Source organism: Agrobacterium burrii, assembly GCF_017313405.1.
GTDB classification, from domain to species: Bacteria; Pseudomonadota; Alphaproteobacteria; order Rhizobiales; family Rhizobiaceae; genus Agrobacterium; species Agrobacterium burrii.
Map to the genome: position 1 here is coordinate 425066 of NZ_JAFLNA010000001.1, position 25589 is coordinate 450654.

Consider the following 25589-nt stretch of genomic DNA (forward strand, 5'->3'; position numbering starts at 1 on the left):
GGTCAAGGGGAAAGAAAGCATCTCGGATATGCCGAAACGTTGCAGGGCGGCTTGCCCGGCACGCATGAAATCCTGTTTCCCGTTCACCGCGCCGGCGACGTTGTAGCTTATGATTTTCCAGCCCCTGTTCCCAGGCGCAATCTCAAGGCAGTCATCGCCCGAAAAGTTGCCGGCTGCCTCGCTGAAGAGCGCGCATTCGGCCACGATTTTCTTTTCGTTCCCGTCTTCATCGGCTGCGGCGCGATCCTGTGGTTCTCTCTGGAAGTCACGCTGTCTTTATCCGTTCTGGCAATGGCATTCCTGCTGGCTGCCGGTCTGGCACTTTTTACCCGATATGACAGCGGCCTGTGGGCAGCCATCTGCAGCGTTGTCGCTTTTCTTCTGCTGGGCATGCTTCTGGCAGACCTTGAAACCCGGCGGGCGGCAACCGTGGTGCTGGATACTCCGGTCACAACCACCATCACCGGCACGGTGGTGCGCCGGGAGGTGGATGCACGCGGCTCCTGGCGATACGTCGTTCAACTGATCGCGACCGAAGGGCCGACATTGTCGCGCCTGCCGAAGAGGATTTCGCTGCTTGCCCGTGGGGGAGGTGAGCCGGTGGCGCTTGGCGCCACCATCAGCGGCAAGGCGCGGCTCTCGCCGCCATCCGGCCCCGCTTTGCCGGGGCTGAACGATTTCGCCTTCGCTTCCTATTTCAAAGGCATAGGCGCCACCGGATTTTTCTATAAGCCACCGCAGACACTTGTATCACCCAAGGGTGACATCAAGGCCGGAACGGGCTGGCTGGAATGGGCCGATAGGCGGCTTTACGGCCTGCGTAGCGCCATTGCCGAGCGCATCCGCAACACCATTGGCGGTGACGCCGGAGCTTTCGCCGCCTCCATCGTCACCGATGAGAGGCAGGCCATATCCGGCGAGACGATGGAGGCGCTGAGGCTCTCCGGCCTTGCCCATATCGTCGCCATATCCGGGCTTAACATGGCGCTTGCCGCCGGTATATTTTTCGTCGGTTTAAGACTTGCCTTCAGCCTGTTTCCCGCCTTTGCGCAGCGCTGGCCCGTCAAGAAGATTTCGGCTTTCGCAGCCCTCCTGATGACGCTCGCCTATTATCTGATTTCCGGTTTCGCTGTCTCCGCCGAGCGCGCCTGGCTGATGATGTCGGTGATGTTGATCGCGATTCTTTTTGATCAGCCGTCACTCAGCCTCAGGAATGTTGCTCTTTCGGCTCTGGTCATTCTTGTCTTTTCGCCCTCGGAAATTATGGGGCCGAGCTTCCAGATGTCGTTCGCCGCGACCATCGCGCTCGTATCCACCTATGCCTGGTGGAGCCGCCGGCACAACGATCGCGAGCGCCTTTTCATCGGCCGCAAACCGGCATGGATCACGGTGTTTCAAACGGCGGGCGCCGTCATTGGCGGCGTCATCACCACATCGCTGATTGGCGGCCTTTCGACGGCGATCTATTCGGCCGAGCATTTCCATCGTGTCACCACCTATGGACTTTTCGCCAATCTCGCCGCCATGCCGCTAATGTCGCTGATCGTCATGCCCTTCGGCCTGCTCGCCATGCTGCTGATGCCGTTCGGGCTCGATGCGCCGTTCCTGAAGGTTATGGGTTATGGCATGGCGCTCGTCATCGAAGTCGCCAATGAAGTGGCGTCCTGGGGCGGCAGCGCTGCAACGGGGCGGCCGCATGAGTGGTTTATCGGTCTCGGCTCGGCCGGCTTCCTGCTGCTGACCTTACTGCGCAGCCGACTTGCGCTGCTAGGTATTCCGCTTCTTGTCTTCGCTTTCGGCCTGTCGGCGGCCACGGCCTATCGCGATGTCCCGGATCTGCTCATTCACGAGGAGGGGGAACTGGTGGCGTTGCTGGAAGACGGCAAGGCCTATACGACAAAAACGCGACCGCAGGGCTTTGTATACGGCCAGTGGCAAAGGGCGCTGCTGCTGCCGGAACAGCCCGTGCCGCCGGTCATTCTTAAAGCGAATGCCGCAGTAACCAGTGTAGGCCTGACCACAAAATCAAAGCTCACGCCGGAAGAGATGAGGGTGGTGACGCGGCAGATGACGGCGGCGCTGAAAGATGCGGCACCCGGCGTCTTCACCTGCAGCAAAGGCATATGGTGCGTGGCGCGCGCCGGCAGTGGTGAATGGATTGTCGTTCTGGAAGACGGCCGGTTTGCTGGAAAAGCCTGCGACATCGCCGATATTGTCGTCGTTTCCCGCAGGACCTCGTTTTCACAATGCCGCTCAGGAGCGCTTCTGCTCAACCGCGATATATTGCGGCGCATTGGTTCAGTGGAAATAAACTTTGCCGGAAGCGATCAGTCTGCGGTCGTGGGACGGCTGCGTGCGGCGATTGCCGGGGCGGACAGGCCATGGAGCGAGCACCGCTATTACGACTGGAAAAGCGACCGTTTCGAATATGAGGTGCCGGAACCGGTCAGGCAGTTGCTGGCGTCGCAATAAACGCCGCCAGCATGGATCCTCAGACCTTCACACGCAGATCGGCAGTCAATTCACCAATGCCGCTGATTTCCTGTTCATGCGCCGCGTCGCGCCAGATCTCCTTCAATCCGGCTTCATACCATTCACGCATGGCGGGCAGGGCGAGCAGCCGATCGCAATAGGCTTTTGCCGCAGTCGAGAGCTCAGCGCCATAGGTCTGGAAACGGAACGCGACCGGGCAGAAGAAAGCATCGACCGCCGTGAATTTCTGACCGGCAAGATATGGGCCGCCGAATTTTGTCAGACCTTCGCTCCAGAGCACATCGATGCGCTTTATGTCTGCCGCAAGTCCAAGATCGCCATCCTTCGGCTTGACCCGAATACCGACTGACATCGGATAAAGATTGCGCAGCGAGGAAAAGCCGGCATGCATTTCACTCGCAGCCGAACGCGACCATGCACGTGCCTGCTTGTCGCTCGCCCAGACGCCCTGATGCCGTTCGGCGAGATATTCAGCGATAGACAGCGTTTCCCATATCGTCACGCCCTCATCGACAAGGCACGGCACCTTGCCGGTTGGCGAAAAGCTGGAAAAGGCGACGCCTTCGCCGAACGGAACAAGTTTCTCATCAAAAGCGATACCGAGCGTGCGCATCAACACCCACGGCCGCAGCGACCATGAGGAGTAGTTCTTGTTGGCGATATAAAGATCGTACATGGCTTATCTCCCGGATATGACGCGCATTTCTATACCTGTCGGGGCATGATGGAATATCGAAAATAATCAATGACACCCATAAATCGCGTTGATGAATGGCAGGGGCTTTGCACCGCGTGTCACCATTTGGCGGCAGCGCCAGGCCAGCCATATCCCTCAAGCGTAAACGACCTCACGCGACCAAAAGCCCACGGTATATGACGCAGTGGTGACAACACGCCGGAGAGAAGAGCGCGACAAGGATATCCATATGAGACTGGAACTGATCTCTACCAGACAGGTTGCGTCCGTCTGCGGGAAGGATAAGCTTTCCCGACACTCACATAGTCTGCCGAATTAGGAAATTGCCGTCATCTTCGACAGGGTTAGCCTCATGACGATGCCTGTTTCGAGAGGATGACGGCGAATTCAGATCAATGGTAACGACGTATAAGCCCGACCAGCTTGCCCTGAATTTTTACCCGATCAGGCCCGAAGATGCGGGTTTCATAAGCGGGGTTGGCTGCTTCAAGCGCGATGGAAGCACCCTTGCGGCGGAAGCGTTTCAACGTCGCTTCCTCATCATCCACCAGCGCTACGACGATATCGCCTGGATTGGCGGTATTGCTGTTGCGGATGATGACAGTATCGCCGTCGAAAATACCGGCCTCGATCATCGAATCGCCCTTGACCTCGAGCGCGTAATGTTCGCCCGAACCCAGCATGTCCACCGGCACGGCAACATCATGGGTGTTGTTCTGGATGGCGGAAATCGGCACGCCGGCGGCGATGCGGCCCATGACCGGCACGGTGACCGCCCCGCCGAGATCGTTGGCCGGAGCCTTTGGCGCTGGTGCGGGTTCCGGCGTCTTCGGTTTGCCAAGGCTGCCTTCGATGACGCTTGGCGAAAAGCCGCGTTGCGGCCTCGCGCCCGGCGTATAGGCCTCCGGAAGCTTGATGACTTCAAGCGCCCGCGCCCTGTTAGGTAGCCGGCGAATAAAACCGCGCTCTTCGAGGGCGGTAATCAGCCGGTGGATACCGGATTTGGAAGCAAGATCGAGTGCGTCCTTCATTTCATCGAAGGAGGGCGGCACGCCGGACTCTTTCATTCGTTCATGAATGAAGAGAAGCAATTCCTGCTGTTTGCGCGTGAGCATGAGGAAAACACCCTTGAGAATCGTCGTGGAGATCGTGAAACAAATACAGAACGAACACTATATGTTCCATATGTGTTCCGCAATCCCCTAAAATTTCGTGAAGCTGCTATCCGTTGTTTTGATGATTTGCCTGAAAGCACGAAATTGTGCTTTTCTGCCTTTCGGACCGTTCCGGCATCGCTATGCCGGATGTGAGAGCAGGAAGCAGGAAAATGACGAAAGCATACCGTGTCGACCATCTCGTTCTGCCTGTGGATGTCCTTGGCATTGCCGTTAATCGCCTTGGAAACCTTGGGTTTACGGTAGCACCAGCGGCTCTCCACCCTTTCGGCACGCAGAATGCCTGCGTTTTTTTCGCTGACGGCACCTATCTGGAACCTCTCGCAATTGCTAACCCGGCTAACTATAATGCCTCGATTGACCGGGGAAATGTGTTCACCGGGCGGGATCAGGCCTTCCGGAAACATGTCGCAGGGGAGGGATTTTCCGCTCTGGTCGCTGCAACACAGGACGCTCCTGGCGATCACGACCGATTCGTAGCCTCAGGCATTTCGGCCGGAAATGTCTTTGAATTTTCGCGGCCGGTCAAAATGCCTGATGGTTCGCAGAGCGAAGCGGCCTTCCGGCTGGCTTTTGCAGCCAGTGGTTCCGCTGCGGATTTCTTCCTGTTCAGTTGCCAGCGGTTGCAGGCCCTGCCGGGCGACCGTTCAGTGCTGGAGAGCCATGCCAATGGCGTTTCCGGCCTCAGCGAGATCGTCCTGTTTGCCGGTGGTGATGTGAATGCGGTGCGGCTGATCGAAACTGTTTTTGGCTGTGATGGCAAAGTGTCCCCGGATGGTGATGTGGTTTTCGCAACCGGCAATGCCCGCATAAGATTGACGCAAAATCCAGTCTTTGGCAGACATGCCTTTAATGCTCCCGAAGAGGGCGGCGATGGATTGCGCGGCGCAGGCATCGTCTTTTCCGTTCGCGATCTTGCCGTGACAGAAGCAGCACTTGCTGCTAATGGCGTGTCCTGCGCAGAAACGGGCGGCCGGCTGGTGGTGCCCGCAGCACCCGGTCAGGGCGTTGCCTTCGCCTTCGAGGAAAAATGATGAGCGTTACGAACAATCTCAAAGTCACCGCCGGCGATGGCGCCAGCAAGGTTTCCTTTTCCAATACCGAGCGTTTTTCGCTGATTGCCGGCCCCTGCCAGATGGAGAGCCGCGAACATGCCTTCATGATTGCGGGCGTGCTGAAGGAGCTTTGCGACAAGCTTGGAATAGGCCTCGTTTACAAATCCTCTTTCGACAAGGCGAACCGCACCTCGCTTTCCGGCAAGCGCGGCATAGGCCTTGACAACGCGATGCACGTTTTCGCCGATCTCAAGAAGGAATTCGGCTTTCCTGTTCTGACCGATATTCACACCGAGGAACAATGCGCCGTCGTCTCCGAAGTGGTGGATGTGCTGCAGATCCCGGCTTTTCTCAGCCGCCAGACCGATCTTCTCGTTGCCGCCGCCAAAACCGGCCGTGTCATCAACGTCAAGAAGGGCCAGTTCCTGGCGCCCTGGGACATGAAGAACGTGCTGGCCAAGCTCAATGAGAGCGGCAACCCGAATGTGCTCTTATGCGAGCGCGGTGCGTCCTTCGGTTACAACACGCTGGTCTCCGACATGCGCTCGCTGCCGATCATGGCGTCGCTCGGCGCGCCTGTCGTCTTCGACGCCACCCATTCGGTGCAGCAGCCGGGCGGGCAGGGCGGTTCGACGGGCGGTCAGCGCGAGTTCGTCGAGACGCTTTCGCGTGCGGCGGTCGCTGTCGGTGTCGCCGGCCTCTTCATCGAGACCCATGAGGACCCGGACAATGCACCATCCGACGGCCCCAACATGGTGCACCTGAAGGACATGCCGAAACTGCTGGAAAAGCTTCTGGCCTTCGACGCGATCACCAAAGCCTAAGGGGCTGGCGCGGTTTGTGCCAATCGATTTTAAATGGCGGGCGCTCCGTTTCTGCCGCCCGCCGTCATTGTAATTTCTTCGTCATCGTCTAAGACAGGCGACGGAAAATATCTGTTCCATTCCCAAGGGAGAGACCATGACTGCCATTACCGATATCATCGCGCGCGAAATCCTCGACAGCCGCGGCAACCCGACTGTTGAAGTCGATGTTTACCTCGAAGACGGCTCCATGGGCCGTGCGGCCGTTCCTTCCGGCGCCTCCACCGGCGCGCATGAAGCGGTTGAGCTGCGCGATGGCGGCAAGCGTTATCTCGGCAAGGGCGTGGAAAAGGCGGTCGAAGCCGTCAACACGGAAATCTTCGACGCCATCGGCGGTTTCGATGCCGAAAACCAGATCCAGATCGACCAGATGATGATCGCGCTTGACGGTACGCCGAACAAGTCGCGCCTCGGCGCCAACGCCATCCTCGGCGTGTCGCTCGCCATCGCCAAGGCTGCGGCCGAAGCTTCCGGCCTGCCGCTTTACCGTTATGTCGGTGGCCCGAACGCGCATCTGCTGCCGGTTCCGATGATGAACATCATCAATGGCGGCGCACATGCCGACAACCCGATCGATTTCCAGGAATTCATGATCCTGCCGGTCGGCGCGGAAAACATCCGCGAAGCCGTGCGCATGGGTTCTGAAGTGTTCCATACGCTGAAAAAAGAACTGTCCGCACAGGGCCACAACACCAATGTCGGCGATGAGGGCGGTTTTGCACCGGGTCTGGAAAGCGCGCCGGCTGCGCTCGATTTCATCATGAAGTCGATTGAAAAGGCCGGTTACCGTCCGGGCGAAGACATGTATGTCGGCCTCGACTGCGCATCGACCGAATTCTTCAAGGACGGCAAATACGTTCTCGAAGGCGAAGGCCGCACGCTGGAGCCGGGCGCAATGGCTGAATATCTGGCCGAGCTTGTCAACAAATACCCGATCATCTCGGTTGAAGACGGCATGGCCGAAGACGACTGGGAAGGCTGGAAGACGCTGACCGATCTCGTCGGCAACAAGTGCCAGCTCGTTGGCGACGATCTGTTCGTCACCAACTCTGCGCGTCTGCGTGACGGCATCAAGATGGGCGTTGCAAACTCCATCCTCGTCAAGGTCAACCAGATCGGTTCGCTCTCCGAGACGCTGGATGCGGTGGAAACCGCGCACAAGGCCGGCTACACCGCCGTCATGTCGCACCGCTCTGGCGAAACGGAAGATTCCACCATCGCCGATCTCGCTGTCGCGACGAACTGCGGTCAGATCAAGACCGGCTCGCTTGCCCGTTCCGACCGGCTCGCAAAGTACAACCAGCTGATCCGCATCGAAGAGATGCTCGGTCCGCAGGCTGCTTACGCCGGCCGTTCGATCCTGCGCGGATAATTCACGCTGGGGTTTGGCGACATGGCCCGCTGTCTGGCGTGCCATGGTTGGCCAGATGCATATCAATGCATGAGACGTCCTCCTCGGGCTTGACCCGAGGATCCATCCACAATCCCGCTTGTGGATCCTCGCCTCAAGGGCGAGGATGACTGTGAGGGGGATATGTCTCCCGGCAAATCCAGCCCGCCTTCCGGCGGGCTTTTTCATGCCCCTTTGCCGATCGCGATTTAAGGTCAACGGATAGTTAAACAATCCGCTTTAGTCTCGAGACTCACACTGTGCGTTTTAAGGCTTCTCTCCGGCATGTGGACCAGACATCATAAAAAGAGACGATTCGGCCGATTGATCGTTCCGGCCATCACGATCGCTTTTCTCTCTTATTTCGGCTATCATTCCATCCATGGCGACTTCGGCCTGCAGGCGACGGAGCGGCTGGAGCGGCAGCGCATTGCCAGAACGGCGGAGCTCGCAAAGCTCACACAATCGCGTGTGGCGCTGGAGCGGCAGGTGGAATTATTGAGTGACGGCTCGCTGGAGCGAGACATGATCGATGAAATTTCGCGTTATCAGCTGAATATGTCCCGCACGGACGAAATCGTCATCATGAACACATATTTCTAATTAACCGAAATCAGGTTAATTAACGAATTTTGATTTATTCACAGCATCTTAGCGTGAATATGTGCCATGCGTTTATAGCATTGCTGCATGGCATTTTCTTGCATATGGTGCGCGCCAATCTATCCGTTCAAATAGCAACTCAGGGAGGGATGAATGGCGCCGCGAAAACCAGCGACCGTGTCCGGCCGAAAGACAACGGCAAAGGCTGCAACCGAATTCACCGGTAAGAACAGCCCGGACTTCGCAAAGGAAGAAGAGCTTCACGCTTACCGTGAGATGCTGCTCATCCGCCGCTTCGAGGAAAAGGCCGGCCAGCTTTATGGCATGGGCTTCATCGGCGGTTTCTGTCACCTCTACATCGGTCAGGAAGCCGTTGTCGTCGGCATGCAGATGTCGCAGAAGGAAGGTGATCAGGTCATCACCGCTTACCGCGACCACGGCCACATGCTGGCGCTCGGCATGAGCGCGCGTGGCGTCATGGCCGAATTGACCGGCCGCAGCGGCGGCCTGTCGAAGGGCAAGGGCGGCTCGATGCACATGTTCTCCAAGGAGAAGCATTTCTACGGCGGCCATGGCATCGTCGGCGCGCAGGTTTCGCTCGGAACCGGTCTTGCCTTCGCCAACAAATATCGCGGCAACGACAATGTTTCCGTCACCTATTTCGGCGATGGCGCGGCCAACCAGGGCCAGGTCTACGAGAGCTTCAACATGGCGGCTCTCTGGAAACTGCCGATCATCTATATCGTCGAGAACAACCATTACGCCATGGGCACGTCGACTGCCCGCGCCACCGCCCAGTCGAATTATTCGCTGCGCGGCCAGTCCTTCGGCATTCCCGGCATTCAGGTGGATGGCATGGATGTGCGCGCCGTCAAGGCCGCCGCCGACCAGGCGCTGGAACATTGCCGTTCCGGCAAGGGTCCGATCATTCTCGAAATGCTGACCTACCGTTACCGTGGTCACTCCATGTCCGACCCGGCAAAATACCGTTCCAAGGACGAAGTGCAGAAGATGCGCTCCGAACATGACCCGATCGAGCAGGTCAAGGCACGGCTTCTGGAGCAGGGCTGGGCAAGCGAAGACGAATTGAAGGCCATCGACAAGGATGTGCGTGATATCGTCGCCGACAGCGCCGACTTTGCCCAGAACGACCCAGAGCCGGATGCGTCCGAGCTTTACACCGACATTCTGCTCTGATCGGGAAAGGGAAACCCATGCCAGTAGAAATTCTTATGCCCGCCCTTTCCCCGACCATGGAGGAAGGCACGCTTTCCAAATGGCTTAAAAAGGAAGGCGACAAGGTCACCTCCGGTGACGTGATTGCCGAGATCGAGACCGACAAGGCGACCATGGAAGTGGAAGCCGTCGATGAAGGCGTGATCGGCAAACTGCTGATCGATGCCGGCACTGAAGGCGTCAAGGTCAATACGGCTATCGCCATTCTTCTTCAGGAAGGCGAAAGCGCCGACGACATTTCGTCCGCCTCCGCGCCGAAGGCGCAAGCTGCAAATTCCGATTCGGATGCCGCAGGCGGCAAGACCCGCGAAGCGACCGAAGAGCCGAGCGCTGCCAAGGAAGCCGCCAAGGTTCCGGCAGCCCCGAAGATTGACGTAGCAGCTGATCCGGATATTCCCGAAGGCACGGAAATGGTGATGACGACGGTGCGTGAAGCGCTGCGTGACGCCATGGCCGAAGAAATGCGCGCCGACGAAAAAGTCTTCGTCATGGGTGAAGAAGTCGCCGAATATCAGGGCGCCTACAAGATCACTCAAGGCCTGCTGCAGGAATTCGGCGAGCGCCGCGTGATCGACACCCCGATCACCGAGCACGGTTTTGCCGGTATCGGCGTCGGTGCGGCGATGACGGGCCTGCGGCCCATCGTCGAATTCATGACCTTCAACTTCGCCATGCAGGCGATCGACCAGATCGTCAACTCGGCGGCAAAGACGCTTTATATGTCAGGCGGCCAGATGGGCGCACCGATGGTGTTCCGCGGTCCGTCCGGTGCTGCTGCCCGCGTCGGTGCGCAGCATTCGCAGTGTTACGCCGCATGGTACAGCCATATTCCGGGCCTCAAGGTCGTCATGCCTTACACGGCAGCCGACGCCAAGGGCCTGCTGAAAGCGGCTATCCGCGATCCGAACCCGGTCATTTTCCTTGAAAATGAAATTCTCTACGGCCAGAGCTTCGAAGTGCCGAAGCTCGATGATTTCGTGCTGCCGATCGGCAAGGCGCGCATTCACCGCAAGGGCAAGGATGCGACCATCGTTTCCTTCGGCATCGGCATGACCTATGCGATCAAGGCGGTTGCCGAACTCGAAAAGCTTGGCATCGATGTCGAGCTGATCGACCTGCGCACCATTCGTCCGATGGACCTGCCCACCGTCATCGAATCGGTGAAGAAGACTGGTCGTCTGGTGACTGTCGAGGAAGGCTTCCCGCAGTCATCGGTTGGTGACTTCATCGCCAACCAGGTCATGCGCGCCGCTTTCGACTATCTCGATGCGCCGATCCTGACGATCGCCGGCAAGGACGTTCCGATGCCTTACGCGGCAAACCTCGAAAAGCTGGCTCTGCCAAACGTCGATGAAGTCGTTCAGGCCGTCAAAACCGTCTGCTACAAGTAAAGGGGGAGATTGTGAGCAAAATAAAACAAATCCTCCCGGCAACGGAAAATTGGTATCGTGTTTTAGGTTCCAAAGGGGCTCCTCAATTCGAGCGCGTCGTCTTTTGGGCGGTTATCAATGACGGTGAAGGCGATGTGATTGCCGGTGTTCCGCGTGAGTATATCGGCGTCATCGGCGCCGTTAGCGAATGGCTGAGCGATGTCGCCGGATATATCGAAGTCTCGCCATCGCAGCTGGATCGGCTGGCGGAACATCCTGAAGAGTTGGATCAATATAATCTCGTTTGGGGGGACTAGTCATGCCTATCAACATCACCATGCCTGCCCTTTCCCCGACGATGGAAGAGGGCAATCTGGCCAAGTGGCTGGTCAAGGAAGGCGACAAGGTCGCCCCCGGTGACGTGATTGCCGAGATCGAGACCGACAAGGCGACCATGGAAGTGGAAGCCGTTGACGAAGGCACAGTTGCCAAGCTCGTCGTTGCCGCCGGCACCGAAGGGGTCAAGGTCAACGCCCTGATCGCCATTCTCGCCGCTGAAGGCGAGGACGTGGCCGCTGCGGCAAAGGGCGGCGATGCCGCTCCTGCCAAGGCGGAAGCGCCGAAGCAGGAAGCCGCGAAAGCGGAAGCGCCGAAGGAAGAAGCCGCACCTGCCAAGGCTGAAAAGCCGGCCGCCGATCAGGCGGCTGCATCGTCCACACCGGCCCCGGTCGCAAAGTCCGGCGAACGCATCTTCGCGTCGCCGCTTGCGCGCCGTCTTGCCAAGGAAGCCGGTCTCGACCTCTCGGTTGTCTCCGGTTCCGGCCCGCATGGCCGTATCGTCAAGACGGATGTGGAGAAGGCTGCCGCTTCCGGCGGTGCAAAGGCTGCTCCGGCTGCTGCATCGGCAGGCGCACCGGCCCCGGCGCTGGCCAAGGGCCAGTCCGACGAAGCGGTTCTCAAGCTGTTCGAACAGGGCTCCTACGAGCTTGTGCCGCATGACGGCATGCGCAAGGTCATCGCCAAGCGTCTGGTCGAATCCAAGCAGACGGTTCCGCATTTCTACGTTTCCGTGGATTGCGAACTGGATACGCTTCTGGCGCTGCGCGCCCAGCTCAATGCCGCTGCTCCTGAAAAGGACGGCAAGCCGGCCTACAAGCTGTCGGTCAACGACATGGTCATCAAGGCGCTGGCGCTTTCGCTGCGTGACGTTCCTGATGCAAACGTCTCCTGGACGGAAAGCGCCATGGTCAAGCACAAGCATTCGGATGTCGGCGTTGCCGTTTCCATTCCGGGTGGCCTGATCACGCCGATCATCCGCAAGGCTGAAGAGAAGTCGCTCTCCACCATCTCCAACGAGATGAAGGACTACGGCAAGCGCGCGAAAGAGCGCAAGCTGAAGCCCGAGGAGTATCAGGGCGGCACGACTGCCGTGTCCAACATGGGCATGATGGGTGTGAAAAGCTTCTCCGCCGTCATCAACCCGCCGCATGCCACCATTCTGGCGGTCGGCGCGGGCGAACAGCGGGCAGTTGTGAAGAACGGCGAGATCAAGATCGCCAACGTCATGACGGTCACGCTTTCCACCGACCACCGCTGCGTCGATGGCGCGCTCGGAGCCGAGCTGATCGGCGCGTTCAAGCGCTATATCGAAAACCCGATGGGCATGCTGGTTTGATCGGAGAGTAACATGGTGAAGTCGGTCCTCTGCTTTGGCGATTCCCTCACCTGGGGATCGGATGCGCAAACGGGTGGCCGTCACAGCCATGACGATCTTTGGCCGAGCGTCCTGCAAAAGGCGCTCGGTCCTGACGTCCATGTGATCCACGAAGGACTGGGCGGTCGCACCACCGCTTATGACGACCACACCGGCGATTGCGACCGCAATGGCGCAAGGCTTTTGCCGACGCTACTGCACAGCCACGCGCCGCTGGATCTGGTCATCATCATGCTCGGCACCAACGACATGAAACCGGCGATCCATGGTTCGGCCATTGTTGCGATGAAGGGTGTCGAGCGGCTGGTGAAACTCACGCGCAACCACGTCTGGCAGGTGTCGGACTGGGAAGCGCCTGACGTTCTGATCGTCGCGCCGCCGCAACTATGCGAGACGGCCAACCCGTTCATGGGTGCGATCTTTCGTGATGCGATCGATGAATCGGCGATGCTGGCGTCCGTCTACAGGGACCTTGCCGACGACCTCGATTGCGGCTTTTTCGATGCCGGGTCGGTCGCCCGCACGACGCCGGTGGACGGCGTCCATCTCGATGCTGAAAACACGCGGGCCATCGGCCGCGGGCTGGAGCCCGTCGTCCGCATGATGCTCGGACTTTGACAATCATTCTCGTTTCGGAACGGCGTGCCGTCATCCGAATAAGACAAGGCAGGATTTCCAATGGCTCAATCTTATGACGTCATCATCATCGGTTCGGGACCGGGCGGTTATATTGCCGCGATCCGCGCCGCCCAGCTCGGCATGAAGGTCGCCGTCGTCGAGCGCGAGCATCTGGCCGGCATCTGCTCCAACTGGGGCTGCATTCCCACCAAGGCCCTGCTGCGCACCGCCGATGTCATGCACACCGCCACCCACGCCAAGGACTATGGCCTGACGCTGGAAGGTTCGATCAAGCCGGACGTCAAGGCAATCGTCGCCCGCTCGCGCGGCATTGCCGCTCGCATGAACAACGGCGTCGGTTTCCTGTTCAAGAAGAACAAGGTCGATATCATCTGGGGTGAAGCAAAAATCACCAAGCCGGGCGAAATCGTCGTCGGCAAGTCCACCAAGCCGGTGGTTCAGCCGCAGGGGCCGGTTCCGAAGAACACGCTGGGTGAGGGCACTTACACTGCCAAGCACATCATCGTCGCGACAGGCGCCCGTCCGCGCGCGCTGCCCGGCATCGAGCCGGATGGCAAGCTGATCTGGACCTATTTCGAGGCGATGAAGCCGGAAGAACTGCCGAAGTCGCTGCTCGTCATGGGTTCGGGCGCCATCGGCATTGAATTCGCCAGCTTCTACCGCACCATGGGCGTCGATGTTACCGTCGTCGAGATCATGAGCCAGGTCATGCCGGTCGAAGACGCGGAAATCTCTGCTTTCGCGAAGAAGCAGCTGGAAAAGCAGGGCATCAAGATTCATCTGGAAACCAAGGTTTCCAAGGTCGAAAAGGCTGCAAATTCCGTCACTGCGACGCTGGAGAAGAAGGATGGTTCTTCCGAGAAGATCACCGCTGACCGGATGATTTCCGCCGTTGGCGTCGTGGCGAATGTCGAAGGCATCGGCCTTGAAGCCGTTGGCGTAAAGACCGATCGCGGTTTTATCGTCATCGACGGTTATGGCAAGACCAATGTGCCTGGTATCTACGCCATCGGCGATGTCGCCGGCCCGCCGCTGCTCGCTCACAAGGCCGAGCATGAGGCCGTCATCTGCGTCGAAAAGATCGCCGGTCTGCCGAATGTTCATCCGATGGACAAGCTGAAGATCCCCGGCTGCACCTATTGCAACCCGCAGGTCGCCTCGGTTGGTTTGACCGAAGCCAAGGCCAAGGAACAGGGCCGCGATATCCGCGTCGGCCGCTTCTCCTTTGCGGCAAACGGCAAGGCGGTCGCTCTGGGTGAAGATCAGGGCATGGTCAAGACCATCTTCGACAAGAAGACGGGTGAGCTGCTTGGCGCACATATGGTAGGCGCGGAAGTCACCGAACTCATTCAGGGCTTCGTCGTCGCCATGAACCTCGAGACAACAGAAGAAGATTTGATGCACACGATCTTCCCGCATCCGACCATTTCGGAATCGATGAAGGAAAGCGTGCTCGACGCCTATGGACGTGTGCTGAACGCATAAGTGCCGCGTGATGCCCGGCATTGTCTAACCTTGCCGGGTGTCCCATATGTCTCGATACTGGTTCTTTCAGGAGCGCGTGAATGGAAAGTGTAGGCTGGATTGCAGCAATCATCATCGGCGGTCTCGCCGGCTGGCTTGCGGGCAAGCTCATGGACATGCGCTTCGGCATTTTCATGAACATCGTGCTCGGCATTGTCGGCTCGGTCGTCGCGGTCGCGGTGCTTCGGGCCCTCGATGTCTTCGTGCAGGATAGCAGGCTCGGTTATTTTATCACCTCGTTCCTCGGCGCCAGCCTGTTGCTGTTTCTGGCAAAGCTGGTGCGGCGCTGAAAAGGCTTGGTGCCCGGAAGGGGCTTACGCTTTTTCTGGAATTGTTCTAAAGCATCGGGCCAACAGATGTTTAGGTCGCGAAAAGCGATGGAAGCAGGTTTTTAATGGTCACTATTCTCGACAGGACGTTGTCTGACGACAAGCGTATCCGCCATCCGGAAAAGGCGCATCGGCCCGATACCGAGGTCATGCGCAAGCCGGAATGGATCCGTGTCAAGGCGCCAACCTCCAAGGGTTATCACGAGACGCGCGAACTGGTGCGCAGCCACAAGCTGGTAACGGTGTGTGAGGAAGCCGGCTGTCCGAATATCGGCGAATGCTGGGAAAAGAAACACGCGACCTTCATGATCATGGGTGAGATCTGCACCCGCGCCTGCGCCTTCTGCAACGTCGCGACCGGCAAGCCCAATGCGCTGGATATGGATGAACCGGAAAACGTCGCCAAGGCCGTCAAGCAGATGGGCCTTTCGCACGTCGTCATCACCTCGGTTGACCGCGACGATCTCGCCGATGGTGGTGCTGAACATTTCGAGAAGGTCATCTGGGCGATCCGCGCTGCGTCTCCCAACACGACCATCGAAATCCTCACGCCAGACTTCCTGAAGAAGCCCGGCGCTCTGGAACGGGTCGTTGCCGCCAAGCCTGACGTTTTCAACCACAATATGGAAACGGTTCCGGGCAATTATCTTACCGTTCGTCCTGGCGCGCGTTATTTCCATTCCGTGCGCCTGTTGCAGCGGGTGAAGGAACTGGACCCCACCATGTTCACCAAGTCTGGCATCATGGTCGGCCTCGGCGAGGAACGTAACGAAGTGCTGCAATTGATGGACGATCTGCGCACCGCCGACGTGGATTTCCTGACCATCGGCCAGTACCTGCAGCCGACCCGCAAGCACCACAAGGTCGAGGCCTTCGTGACGCCGGAAGAATTCAAGTCCTACGAGACGGTCGCCTACACCAAGGGCTTCCTGATGGTCTCCTCCAGCCCGCTGACCCGCTCGTCGCACCATGCCGGCGACGATTTCGAGCGCCTGCGTGCAGCCCGCGAGAAGAAGCTGCTGGCGGCTGCGGAATAAGGGACGGAAAGGTTCAGCAACATAGGTTGCTGGATCGGGTGATATACGCTCTCTCCACCGTCATGCTCGGGCTTGTCCCGAGCATCTGCGGCCTATCGATTGTACGATACCTGATTGGATGACGGTGAGTGGGAGGCGAGGCTTGTGAAATGGCCCAGCCGCCTGTTGTCGGCCTTCAACCCAATCACACCACAACCTTCTCCGGCCTATGCGCCCGCATACACAAAATCACGCTCAACACCACCGAACAGATCGCCATGATCTCGACAATGGTCGGCCCACGCCCTTCCCACAGAAAACCATAAAGCAGCGCAAACAGCGTTTCGAACAGGATCATCTGTCCGACCAGGGTGAGCGGCAGCATGCGGCTCATGCGGTTCCAGAAGGCATTGCCGAGAATGGAGGCGGTGAAACCGAGCCCGGCGGCGATGGCGGCGAAATGCAGCCAGTCTCCCGAGCTATGGCTTTCTCCGCCAAAGCCGAAGGCTGGAATGGCGAGCAGCAGCGCAAGCCCGCCCGTCACGACGCCCGTCATCATGTTCCAGTCATCGGCGCTGACATCGTGAAGACGCGATAGCCAGCGGGCATTGCCGACAGCAAAGGCCGTCCAGGAGGCCAGCGCCCCGAGAGCACAGGCAAGCCCGATGACACGTGAGACATCCAGCCCGGCGTCGTTTTCCGTCAGCGACTGCCAGGAAATGCCGATAATGCCGATGGCGCCGAAGGCAAGCGACGGCCACAACCGCTTCAGCGACACCGCGCCATGATCGCGGCTGCCGATAATGGTGACGGCGACGGGCAGGAAGCCGATGATGATCGAAGTGAAAGCAACGCCGCTCAGCTTTACCGCCGTTGATATGAAGACGTAATAGGCGATATTGCCGATCATGCTCAGCCAGCCGAGCGCAAACCATTCCCGCGCGCCGAAATGCGCCGATACCCGTTTCAGGCGCGGCCCGATGATGATGAGGGAAATCAGCCCGTAGGTGAGATAACGCGCCGTCGATAATTGCAGCGCGGAAAAATCCGGCACGAGTTTTGGGGCGAGAAAGATGCCACCCCAGAGCGCGCCCGCCAGCACGCCGTAAAGAACACCGAGACCCGTTTTGTTGTTCATGTCATGTCACATCCGCATTCATTTTGTCCGCGATGTGCCACACGCCTTTGCGGCTGTCTTGACGAAAACTCCTGACTTGTCCGCCGCTCTGATTGTTGGTTTTTAGGAGGTTGTTCATTGACAGCGGATCGAGGTGGGTGTGGCTTACCCCCCTCTGCCCTGCCGGGCATCTCCCCCTCAAGGGGGGAGATCGATCTGCGGCAAGGTCTCGTTCATCTCGAAGCTTGAGAATGAAGTGGAGGTAGCGCCTCCTGTCGATCTCCCCCCTTGAGGGGGAGATGCCCGGCAGGGCAGAGGGGGGTAAATCACACACACCCACGCCCCACTATGACCGCACAAACTCCTGAAAGCTCAAATCTAATGAATGCCGCGGTTCCGGCGATAGGCGGCCGGCGTTTCACCCACCGCATTGCGCATGGCGCGCGTCAGCGCCGTCTGGTCGGAAAAACCGGCCCTGAGCGCGATCTCGGCGATTGGCAGGCTGGATTCGCTGAGGAGCGTGCAGACATTGTCCATGCGCAACCCGGCAAGCCAACGGTGAGGCGGGAGACCGAATTCTTCGAGAAACAACACATGCAGGCGGCTGTCGCTGATCGTCACGCAGGTCGCCAGCATGTCGATCGTCCAGGGAAAGAAAGGCTCTGCTCTGACGACTGCACTGAGTTTGCGCAGGCGCTGGCGGATATCCGCCTTTTCAGTCGCGAGACTATCCACCAGCAGGGGCGCCCAGAGACCGGCGATATCGTCGCGCCGGCCGTCGGTTTTGATGAGGCCGCGCATATAGGCGATCAATTGCCGTGTATCAGGCGCAATATCGAGAAACGGCGCGCGGGCGAATCTCTCCAGCGTCTGTTCGGAAACGGCACTTTCATCGATATCGACCACCAGCGAATGGTTGATCGCCGTCGCTTCCTGCGTATGCGGTGCATCACGATGGATGAAAACGCCGCGCCCGGTCGACAGTTCGTCCTGCCGTCCGCCCACATCGATCCGCAGGCAGCCGGAGACTGGAAGAACGATCTGCACGAAACCGTGCCGTTCCCTAGGTCTTTCCTGCCGGTAGGTTCTGATATCTGCCGAGGCGACTGTCATGACGCTGTCGTTTCCATTGTGCAAAGAAATGGCCGCCTCGAAAAAAGCGGCCAGTTTCATTGTCTGACTATGACATCGTCTTGAAGATTGGGCCAGCCGGCTTTATCGGTCGGCTATACGAAACGGCAATTAACAGTCTTCCTTGGCGGTCGATTCGCCGCGTTTGCGCTTGCGCAGAACCGGCTTGTTCTCTCTCGCCTCGCATTTTGCAACGTCGATAAGGTAGGCAAGCACGGGCATGCCGTTCATCGATGCGAGTTGCTTGGCAGATTCGAGAAGGTTGATGATGTTGGAAAAATCGTCCATCGGCTCACTCAGTGGCTCAAAGCGGTTATGTATCGGGTCTGAACCCAAAGATGAATACGCGTGGGGAAAACGGGAGCGCCCGGCGCGTTTGCATCCAGTGGGTGTAATATTAGTGGCAAATAAATAGCAATCCCTGTGAGGGGGTTGCAATAGTCAATTTTCCGTAACTGCCATGCGCGACGACAATATTGCTTCATTGCGATGTGCGTGCGGCAGGCAATCGCCGCAATCCTGACGAGGTCGTGTAATGCCGAACTATCTTGAGAAAGTGGAAGACGCGGCTGCAATCATCGCCGGGGCGCAGCGCATCATGGTTGTCGGCTGTTCTGGCGGTGGCAAGTCGACGCTCTCGCAGAAGCTCGCACGCCATTTTGGGCTTCGTTATATCTCCATGGACCGCGAAGTTTTCTGGCTGCCCGGCTGGCAGGCGCGTCCGCGTGAGGAGCAGCGGGAGATAATTGCCACCATCGTCACCGAGGAGTGCTGGCTGATGGATGGCAGCAATCCGTCGTCTTTCGATATGCGTATGCCGCGGTCCCACATCGTGCTCTGGGTGCGCATGCCGCGCTGGCTCTGCCTGTGGGGCGCCGTCAGCCGGGCGATCAAGGGTTATGGCAAGGCGCGGCCGGAGATGGCGGAGGGATGCCCGGAAAGAATAGACGCCGATTTCCTGCGCTATATCTGGAATTTCGAGCGCCGCCACACCCCGATTTTTGAACAGAATTTCGCCCTTTATGGTCAGGGCGTGCCGGTATTCCAGCTGAAAAGCCGAAAACAGTTTCGCCGCCTTCTTGATCTTCTTGTTATCGACGATTAACTGCCGCTTATGCCCCAGTTCGAAACGCATCGCCACGTCAAACACTCGCCAGACCGCATGTACGACCTTGTCGCCGATGTGGAGAAATATCCGCAGTTTCTGCCCCTTTGCGAAGGGCTCACTGTTCGCTCGCGCAAGGAGCGGGATGGCAAGGTGCTGCTGGTGGCCGATATGACGGTGGGCTACAAGGCAATACGCGAGACCTTCACCACGCAGGTGCTGCTGAACCCGGCCGAGCGCGCCATCGATGTGAAATATATCGATGGGCCGTTCAAATATCTCGACAATCGCTGGCGTTTCGAAGAATCGGAAGATGGCGGCTCGACCATTCATTTCTTCATCGATTATGAATTCAAGAGCCGTCTGCTCGGTGCGGTCATGGGGTCGATGTTTGATCGGGCCTTCCGTATGTTCGCCGAAGCCTTCGAGACCCGCGCAGACAAAATTTACGCCGACCCTGCCTGATTGAGGGCGACAAGCATCTCAAGCGCCGTCTTGACGGTAGCAAGCCGGATTTCGGTACGGCCAATCTCGCCGTAACGCTTTTCATGATGCAGAATTTTACCTCCGCGCGATTTGGCGGCCAGATGCACCAGTCCGACTGGTTTATCAGCGGAACCGCCGCCTGGACCGGCAATTCCGGTCACGGCTACGGCAAAATCCGCCCTTGAGCGGAAAAGTGCACCATGCGCCATCTGTAGCGCCGTCTGCCGGGATACCGCGCCGAATGTCGTCAGCGTCTCGGCACCAACCCCCAGCATGTCCATCTTGGCTTGGTTCGTATAAGTGACGAAACCGCGATCAACGACGGCGGAAGAGCCGGCAATTTCGGTCAGCGAACCGGCGATCAGGCCGCCCGTGCAGCTTTCGGCGGTCGAGACCATGAAGCCACGGGCGGTGAAATCGGCAATGATCTGCCGCGCCAGTTCTTCTATGTCAGCGGGGAAGAGGCTCATAGCGGTCTGCCCCTGTAGACGACGGTAGCGGTGGCGATTGCTGCGATGCCTTCCCGGCGGCCGACGAAACCGATGGTTTCATTGGTTGTCGCCTTCACCGAGCAGCGCTCCAGCGCAATGCCGAGCATGTCCGAGAGCGCTTCGCGCATGGCCTGGCGGTGCGGGCCGATGCGCGGCGCTTCGGCGATCAGTGAGACATCGGCATTCATGATCGTGCCGCCATTGTCGCGCACCACCTTGGCCGCATGTTCGAGGAAGATGCGCGAGGCGGCACCCTTCCATTGTGGATCGGACGGCGGGAAGTGATCGCCGATATCGCCCGCACCGCAGGTGGCGAGCAGGGCGTCCGTCAACGCATGCAGCGCCACATCGGCATCCGAATGGCCTTTGAGTTTCTGGTCGTGTTCGATGAACACGCCGCAAAGCGTCACGCCATCCCCGGCCTCCAACTGGTGTACGTCATAGCCATTGCCGGTGCGCACGTCGGGCAATGCGTGAGAGAGCTTTTCATCGGCCATGGTGATATCCCGCTTGAGAGTGAGTTTGACATTATCGACCGAACCTTCGGTCAGCGTCACCGGCAGACCAGCCCATTCGGCAATCGACGCATCATCGGTAAAATCGGTCTTTCCGGAAGCCGCGGCCGCGCGGTGTGCGGCGATAATATCGCCGAAGCCGAAACTTTGTGGCGTCTGCGCCGCATAAAGCCCCTGCCGGGAAACCGTTTCCACGACGCGATCATCTGACCCGCGCTTCAGCGTATCGGTGACGGGCAGGGCAGGCAGAACGCCGACAGCGCCAGCACGGTGCAGCGCCACAATACGCTCCAACATGTCCACAGTGACGAAAGGCCGCACGGCGTCCTGGATCATTACATGCGTCGGTTCATGCGCGGCCAACGCTTCCAGCCCGGCAAGCACCGATTGCTGGCGTGTCGCGCCGCCGGTCACCGTGATAATCCGTTCGCCGGCATCGAGCCGCTGGAGGATCGGCGACAGGAGTGCTGTATCGTCCGCATGGACGACGACAACGATCGGGCAGGTGCCGTCCCAGCCAAGAAAGGTCGACAATGTATGCTCGATCACGGCCTTGCCGCCGATCGGGCGATATTGTTTCGGCCCTTCCGCGGGGGAGCCAGCCCTTTCACCGCGTCCGGCGGCGACGATGACGATGCCGAGTTTCATAGTACTTTCCTGCATTGGTCTTATGCTTTGCACGCAACCCTTAGCGGTTGACAGTCCTGCTCTAGCGTTTCAAAACCGGGATGGCCAGCCCGATAAGACGCGCATTCATCCTGCACGCCGCAGGATCGTACGTCATTGCACGCTCGGACCTGCACAATTTGCCACCGACCGCAAAACAGGCAGGCAGCCGCCCCGCAAATAAAAGGTGCAACCTTCTAAAAGTGCTTGGCAACTGCGCAAACACTGTCTAAAAATAATGCAAATAACCCTTCTGCATGAAAGATCATCAGTTGTCCCTTCCGGAATTGTCAGAACCGTTCAGCATCGGCTCAGTATCGATCCGTAATCGTGCGGTGCTGGCGCCCATGTCGGGCGTAACGGATCTGCCGTTCCGGCAGCTTGCCTGGCGTTATGGTGCGGGTCTGGTCGTGACGGAAATGGTCGCCAGCCGCGAACTCGTCGCTAACAGGGGGGAATCCTGGGCGCGGCTGAAAAATGCCGGCATGGTGCCGCATATGGTGCAGCTTGCCGGGCGCGAGGCGCATTTCATGGCGGAAGCCGCCAGGATCGCCGCGGATAACGGCGCAGGCATCATCGATATCAACATGGGCTGTCCGGCCAAGAAGGTGACGGGCGGTTATTCCGGCTCGGCGCTGATGCGTGATCCCGATCATGCGCTCTCGCTTATCGAGGCGACGGTTGGCGCGGTCGATGTGCCTGTCACGCTGAAAATGCGGCTTGGCTGGGACGAAAACACCATCAACGCGCCCGAAATTGCCCGCCGCGCCGAAGCGGCAGGGGTTCAGCTCATCACCATTCACGGCCGCACCCGCATGCAGTTTTACGAAGGACGCGCGGACTGGGACGCCATCCGCGCCGTGCGCGAGGTGATTTCCGTGCCGCTGATCGCCAATGGCGATGTCGAGACAGCAGAGGGTGCACGGGAAATCCTGCGTCGTTCCGGTGCTGATGCCGTCATGGTCGGTCGCGGTGCGCAGGGTCAGCCCTGGCTGCCGGCGGTGCTGGCCGGACACGCCGCGCCCCAACGCGCCGAAATCGCTGGTATCGCCGTCGAGCACTACGAGATGATGCTGGAATTTTACGGAAGGGAAGCCGGTCTGCGGCATGCCCGCAAACATCTGGGCTGGTATATCGAGCGTTTCGCGCCTGAGTTCACCACGCCCGACAAGGCTAAAATCATGACATCGCGTGACACGGGGGAGGTGGCGGATCTGCTGCGCGCCGCCCTTTGCGACAATGCCGGCGAAGACGCCGCAAGGAAGGCCGCATGAGCGCTGACAAACACAGCCCGGCAGATGCAAACCCGCTCGCCATGGCGGTTCTGAACGCCGTGCAGAACCCCGTCATTCTGGTGGATGCCGAAGGTTTCATCGCATTCGCCAATTGGGAAGCCGAAGCCTTTTTCGGGGCCAGCGCCTCCCATCTTGCCCGCTACCGCGTCTCCACCTTCATTCCTTTCGGCAGCCCGCTGCTGGCGCTGATCGATCAGGTGCGGGAACGCCGCGCGCCGGTCAACGAATATCGTGTTGATCTGAGTTCTCCGCGTCTGGGACAGGACAAGCTGGTCGACCTTTATGTCGCGCCTGTTGTCAGCGAGCCGGGATCGGTCGTCGTCGTCTTTCAGGAACGGTCGATGGCCGACAAGATCGACCGGCAATTGACCCATCGTGCAGCTGCCCGTTCCGTCACCGGGCTTGCCTCGATGCTGGCGCATGAGATCAAGAACCCGCTTTCCGGTATTCGAGGTGCTGCCCAGCTTCTGGAAATGTCGGTTCCGGACGAGGACCGCGCGCTGACCAGATTGATCTGCGACGAGACCGACCGCATCGTTTCGCTGGTCGATCGTATGGAGGTGTTTTCCGACGAGCGGCCGGTGGACCGTGTACCGGTCAACATCCATTCGGTGCTGGATCATGTGAAGGCCATTGCCAAGGCCGGCTTTGCCCGCAACATCAAGATTTCGGAAAATTACGATCCCTCGCTGCCGCCGGTCTATGCCAATCGCGACCAGCTGGTGCAGGTTTTTCTCAATCTGGTGAAGAATGCGGCGGAAGCCGTGGGCAACCAGCCTGATGGCGAGATATTGCTGACGACCGCTTACCGCCCCGGCATGCGCCTTTCTGTTGCCGGCAGCCGGGAGCGCATCTCGCTGCCGCTCGAATTCTGCGTGCATGACAACGGACCGGGTGTCCCGGCCGATCTCCTGCCGCATCTTTTCGATCCTTTCATCACCACCAAGACGAATGGTTCGGGCCTCGGCCTGGCGCTTGTCGCCAAGCTGATCGGCGCCCATGGCGGCATTGTCGAATGCGACAGCCAGAACCACCGCACGACTTTCCGCGTATTGTTACCCGTCTCGCCGGAAATGGCGCTGGACGACAGCAGCTTGCCGAACTCGACAGGAAATGACCCATGACAGCTACTATCCTCGTCGCCGATGATGATGCCGCGATCCGCACGGTGCTGAACCAGGCGCTCAGCCGCGCCGGTTACGATGTGCGCATCACCTCCAATGCCGCAACGCTCTGGCGCTGGGTTTCGGCAGGCGAGGGCGATCTTGTCGTGACCGATGTCGTGATGCCGGATGAAAACGCCTTCGATCTGCTGCCACGCATCAAGAAGGCCCGTCCGGACCTGCCGGTTCTCGTCATGAGCGCCCAGAACACCTTCATGACCGCCATCAAGGCCTCGGAAAAAGGCGCTTATGATTACCTGCCCAAGCCCTTCGACCTGACGGAACTGATCGCCATCATCGGCCGCGCTTTGTCGGAACCCAAGCGCAAGCCGGCAAAGCTCGACGACGACATGCAGGACGGCATGCCGCTCGTTGGCCGCTCGGCAGCGATGCAGGAAATCTACCGGGTGCTCGCCCGCCTGATGCAGACCGACCTGACGCTGATGATCACTGGCGAATCCGGCACCGGCAAGGAACTGGTGGCGCGCGCGCTGCATGATTACGGCAAGCGCCGCAACGGTCCCTTCGTCGCCATCAACATGGCGGCAATCCCGCGCGACCTGATCGAATCTGAACTGTTCGGCCATGAGAAGGGCGCCTTCACCGGCGCGCAGAACCGCTCGACCGGCCGTTTCGAACAGGCCGAGGGCGGCACGCTGTTCCTCGATGAAATCGGCGATATGCCGATGGATGCCCAGACACGGCTGCTGCGCGTGTTGCAGCAGGGCGAATATACCACGGTGGGTGGTCGCACGCCGATCCGCACCGATGTCCGTATCGTCGCCGCCACCAACAAGGATTTGAAACAGTCGATCAATCAGGGCCTCTTCCGCGAAGACCTCTATTATCGCCTTAACGTCGTGCCGCTGCGCCTGCCGCCACTGCGTGACCGTGCCGAGGATATTCCCGATCTGGTGCGTCATTTCATCCAGACGGGCGAGAAGGAAGGCCTGGAAGGCAAGCGTTTCGAGACCGAAGCGCTGGAAGTCATGAAGGCCTATGCCTGGCCGGGCAACGTGCGCGAGCTGGAAAACCTGATCCGCCGCCTGATGGCGCTTTATCCGCAGGAAGTCATCACCCGCGAGATCGTCGAGCAGGAATTGCAGTCGGATGTCCCCGACAGTCCGCTGGACAAGATGGCGGTTCGCACGGGCTCACTGACCATTTCCCAGGCGGTCGAGGAGAACATGCGGGATTATTTCGCCAGCTTCGGTGACGGCCTGCCGCCGCCCGGTCTTTATGACCGCGTGCTGCGTGAACTGGAATTCCCGCTGATTCTCGCCGCGCTGACGGCAACCCGCGGCAACCAGATCAAGGCAGCCGATCTTCTGGGACTGAACCGCAATACGCTGCGCAAGAAAATCCGCGAGCTTGGCGTTTCCGTCTATCGCAGCTCCCGCCCCAGCTGAGAATGTTGACAAGGCTGCCTTTGTCGTTGCATTTTCGCCACATTGTGTTGCTTGGAACACACTAGGACGGAAAGAGATTCGCCGATGTGACGCGACTCTCGCCTGAC

The 25589-nt window shown here is 59.2% G+C and carries 25 protein-coding genes; 18 read left to right on the forward strand and 7 right to left on the reverse strand.

Going from position 1 to position 25589, the window contains the following annotated elements:
• Nucleotides 1-39 precede the first annotated feature (39 nt).
• Nucleotides 40-2472, forward strand: a complete 2433-nt coding sequence (locus JZX89_RS02250) for a ComEC/Rec2 family competence protein (protein ID WP_207133084.1) — start codon at nt 40-42, stop codon at nt 2470-2472.
• A 19-nt stretch (nt 2473-2491) separates the two neighbouring features.
• Here the strand turns inward: JZX89_RS02250 and JZX89_RS02255 are convergent, their stop codons facing one another.
• Together JZX89_RS02255 and lexA are read right to left on the reverse strand one after the other, a co-directional pair.
• Entirely contained in the window at nt 2492-3169 is a 678-nt protein-coding gene (locus JZX89_RS02255) for a glutathione S-transferase family protein (RefSeq protein WP_207132933.1), read from the reverse strand.
• Between the two features lie 413 nt (nt 3170-3582).
• Nucleotides 3583-4305, reverse strand: a complete 723-nt coding sequence (gene lexA, locus JZX89_RS02260) for a transcriptional repressor LexA (protein WP_149897667.1) — start codon at nt 4303-4305, stop codon at nt 3583-3585.
• Between the two features lie 212 nt (nt 4306-4517).
• Here lexA and JZX89_RS02265 point away from each other — a divergent pair, with 212 nt between their 5' ends.
• From JZX89_RS02265 to lipA, 12 genes are all read left to right on the forward strand, one after another.
• Nucleotides 4518-5399 (forward strand): VOC family protein, encoded by an 882-nt coding sequence (locus tag JZX89_RS02265; RefSeq protein ID WP_207132934.1) that lies wholly within the window; start codon nt 4518-4520, stop codon nt 5397-5399.
• A complete protein-coding gene (kdsA, locus tag JZX89_RS02270; RefSeq protein ID WP_207132935.1) occupies nt 5399-6244 on the forward strand; it encodes a 3-deoxy-8-phosphooctulonate synthase in 846 nt (281 codons plus the stop codon). The genes JZX89_RS02265 and kdsA overlap by 1 nt, the downstream gene beginning before the upstream one ends.
• A 136-nt stretch (nt 6245-6380) precedes the next feature.
• The gene (eno, locus tag JZX89_RS02275; RefSeq protein WP_006312487.1) at nt 6381-7655 is read left to right on the forward strand and encodes a phosphopyruvate hydratase; all 1275 of its coding nucleotides are present in this window, start codon (nt 6381-6383) and stop codon (nt 7653-7655) included.
• 303 nt (nt 7656-7958) lie between these two features.
• Nucleotides 7959-8276 (forward strand): FtsB family cell division protein, encoded by a 318-nt coding sequence (locus tag JZX89_RS02280; protein WP_149897664.1) that lies wholly within the window; start codon nt 7959-7961, stop codon nt 8274-8276.
• Nucleotides 8277-8429: 153 nt separating this feature from the next.
• Nucleotides 8430-9473 (forward strand): pyruvate dehydrogenase (acetyl-transferring) E1 component subunit alpha, encoded by a 1044-nt coding sequence (gene pdhA / locus JZX89_RS02285; protein ID WP_149897663.1) that lies wholly within the window; start codon nt 8430-8432, stop codon nt 9471-9473.
• Between the two features lie 17 nt (nt 9474-9490).
• Entirely contained in the window at nt 9491-10903 is a 1413-nt protein-coding gene (locus JZX89_RS02290) for a pyruvate dehydrogenase complex E1 component subunit beta (RefSeq protein ID WP_207132936.1), read from the forward strand.
• An 11-nt stretch (nt 10904-10914) separates the two neighbouring features.
• Complete coding sequence (locus JZX89_RS02295; RefSeq protein ID WP_174372647.1) at nt 10915-11199, forward strand: hypothetical protein; 285 nt, start codon at nt 10915-10917, stop codon at nt 11197-11199.
• A 2-nt stretch (nt 11200-11201) separates the two neighbouring features.
• A complete protein-coding gene (locus JZX89_RS02300; RefSeq protein WP_207132937.1) occupies nt 11202-12557 on the forward strand; it encodes a pyruvate dehydrogenase complex dihydrolipoamide acetyltransferase in 1356 nt (451 codons plus the stop codon).
• Between the two features lie 12 nt (nt 12558-12569).
• The gene (locus JZX89_RS02305) at nt 12570-13214 is read left to right on the forward strand and encodes an SGNH/GDSL hydrolase family protein (RefSeq protein WP_149897659.1); all 645 of its coding nucleotides are present in this window, start codon (nt 12570-12572) and stop codon (nt 13212-13214) included.
• A 60-nt stretch (nt 13215-13274) separates the two neighbouring features.
• A complete protein-coding gene (gene lpdA, locus JZX89_RS02310; RefSeq protein ID WP_046800216.1) occupies nt 13275-14720 on the forward strand; it encodes a dihydrolipoyl dehydrogenase in 1446 nt (481 codons plus the stop codon).
• 80 nt (nt 14721-14800) lie between these two features.
• A complete protein-coding gene (locus tag JZX89_RS02315; protein WP_149897658.1) occupies nt 14801-15049 on the forward strand; it encodes a GlsB/YeaQ/YmgE family stress response membrane protein in 249 nt (82 codons plus the stop codon).
• A 104-nt stretch (nt 15050-15153) separates the two neighbouring features.
• Entirely contained in the window at nt 15154-16125 is a 972-nt protein-coding gene (lipA, locus tag JZX89_RS02320) for a lipoyl synthase (protein ID WP_149897657.1), read from the forward strand.
• A gap of 184 nt (nt 16126-16309) precedes the next feature.
• Here lipA and JZX89_RS02325 read toward each other — a convergent pair whose 3' ends face one another.
• The 3 genes from JZX89_RS02325 to JZX89_RS02335 form a co-directional block, all read right to left on the reverse strand.
• Entirely contained in the window at nt 16310-17242 is a 933-nt protein-coding gene (locus tag JZX89_RS02325; RefSeq protein ID WP_207132938.1) for a DMT family transporter, read from the reverse strand.
• A 357-nt stretch (nt 17243-17599) separates the two neighbouring features.
• Nucleotides 17600-18334 (reverse strand): helix-turn-helix transcriptional regulator, encoded by a 735-nt coding sequence (locus JZX89_RS02330; RefSeq protein ID WP_207132939.1) that lies wholly within the window; start codon nt 18332-18334, stop codon nt 17600-17602.
• Nucleotides 18335-18463: 129 nt separating this feature from the next.
• On the reverse strand, nt 18464-18640 hold the full coding sequence (locus JZX89_RS02335; RefSeq protein WP_003496171.1) for a hypothetical protein: 177 nt from the start codon (nt 18638-18640) through the stop codon (nt 18464-18466).
• 247 nt (nt 18641-18887) lie between these two features.
• Here JZX89_RS02335 and JZX89_RS02340 point away from each other — a divergent pair, with 247 nt between their 5' ends.
• Nucleotides 18888-19457: a P-loop NTPase family protein gene (locus tag JZX89_RS02340; RefSeq protein ID WP_207132940.1), complete on the forward strand. Its 570-nt coding sequence runs from the start codon at nt 18888-18890 to the stop codon at nt 19455-19457.
• Nucleotides 19458-19466: 9 nt separating this feature from the next.
• Nucleotides 19467-19922, forward strand: a complete 456-nt coding sequence (locus JZX89_RS02345) for a type II toxin-antitoxin system RatA family toxin (RefSeq protein ID WP_207132941.1) — start codon at nt 19467-19469, stop codon at nt 19920-19922.
• On the opposite strand, the gene JZX89_RS02350 is transcribed toward JZX89_RS02345, so the two are convergent.
• Together JZX89_RS02350 and JZX89_RS02355 are read right to left on the reverse strand one after the other, a co-directional pair.
• Nucleotides 19904-20413, reverse strand: coding sequence for a CinA family protein (locus JZX89_RS02350; protein ID WP_207132942.1), 510 nt, complete (start codon nt 20411-20413; stop codon nt 19904-19906). The genes JZX89_RS02345 and JZX89_RS02350 overlap by 19 nt on opposite strands.
• Nucleotides 20410-21597, reverse strand: a complete 1188-nt coding sequence (locus JZX89_RS02355) for a bifunctional 2-C-methyl-D-erythritol 4-phosphate cytidylyltransferase/2-C-methyl-D-erythritol 2,4-cyclodiphosphate synthase (RefSeq protein WP_207132943.1) — start codon at nt 21595-21597, stop codon at nt 20410-20412. Before JZX89_RS02355 ends, JZX89_RS02350 begins: the two co-directional genes overlap by 4 nt.
• A gap of 275 nt (nt 21598-21872) precedes the next feature.
• Between JZX89_RS02355 and dusB the strand changes: the two genes are divergently transcribed.
• From dusB to ntrC, 3 genes are read left to right on the forward strand one after another with little or no spacing between them, the layout of a single operon-like run.
• On the forward strand, nt 21873-22889 hold the full coding sequence (gene dusB / locus JZX89_RS02360) for a tRNA dihydrouridine synthase DusB (RefSeq protein ID WP_207132944.1): 1017 nt from the start codon (nt 21873-21875) through the stop codon (nt 22887-22889).
• The gene (locus tag JZX89_RS02365) at nt 22886-24034 is read left to right on the forward strand and encodes a two-component system sensor histidine kinase NtrB (protein WP_149897649.1); all 1149 of its coding nucleotides are present in this window, start codon (nt 22886-22888) and stop codon (nt 24032-24034) included. The genes dusB and JZX89_RS02365 overlap by 4 nt, the downstream gene beginning before the upstream one ends.
• Nucleotides 24031-25482 (forward strand): nitrogen regulation protein NR(I), encoded by a 1452-nt coding sequence (gene ntrC, locus JZX89_RS02370; protein ID WP_149897648.1) that lies wholly within the window; start codon nt 24031-24033, stop codon nt 25480-25482. Before JZX89_RS02365 ends, ntrC begins: the two co-directional genes overlap by 4 nt.
• Nucleotides 25483-25589: the final 107 nt, after the last annotated feature.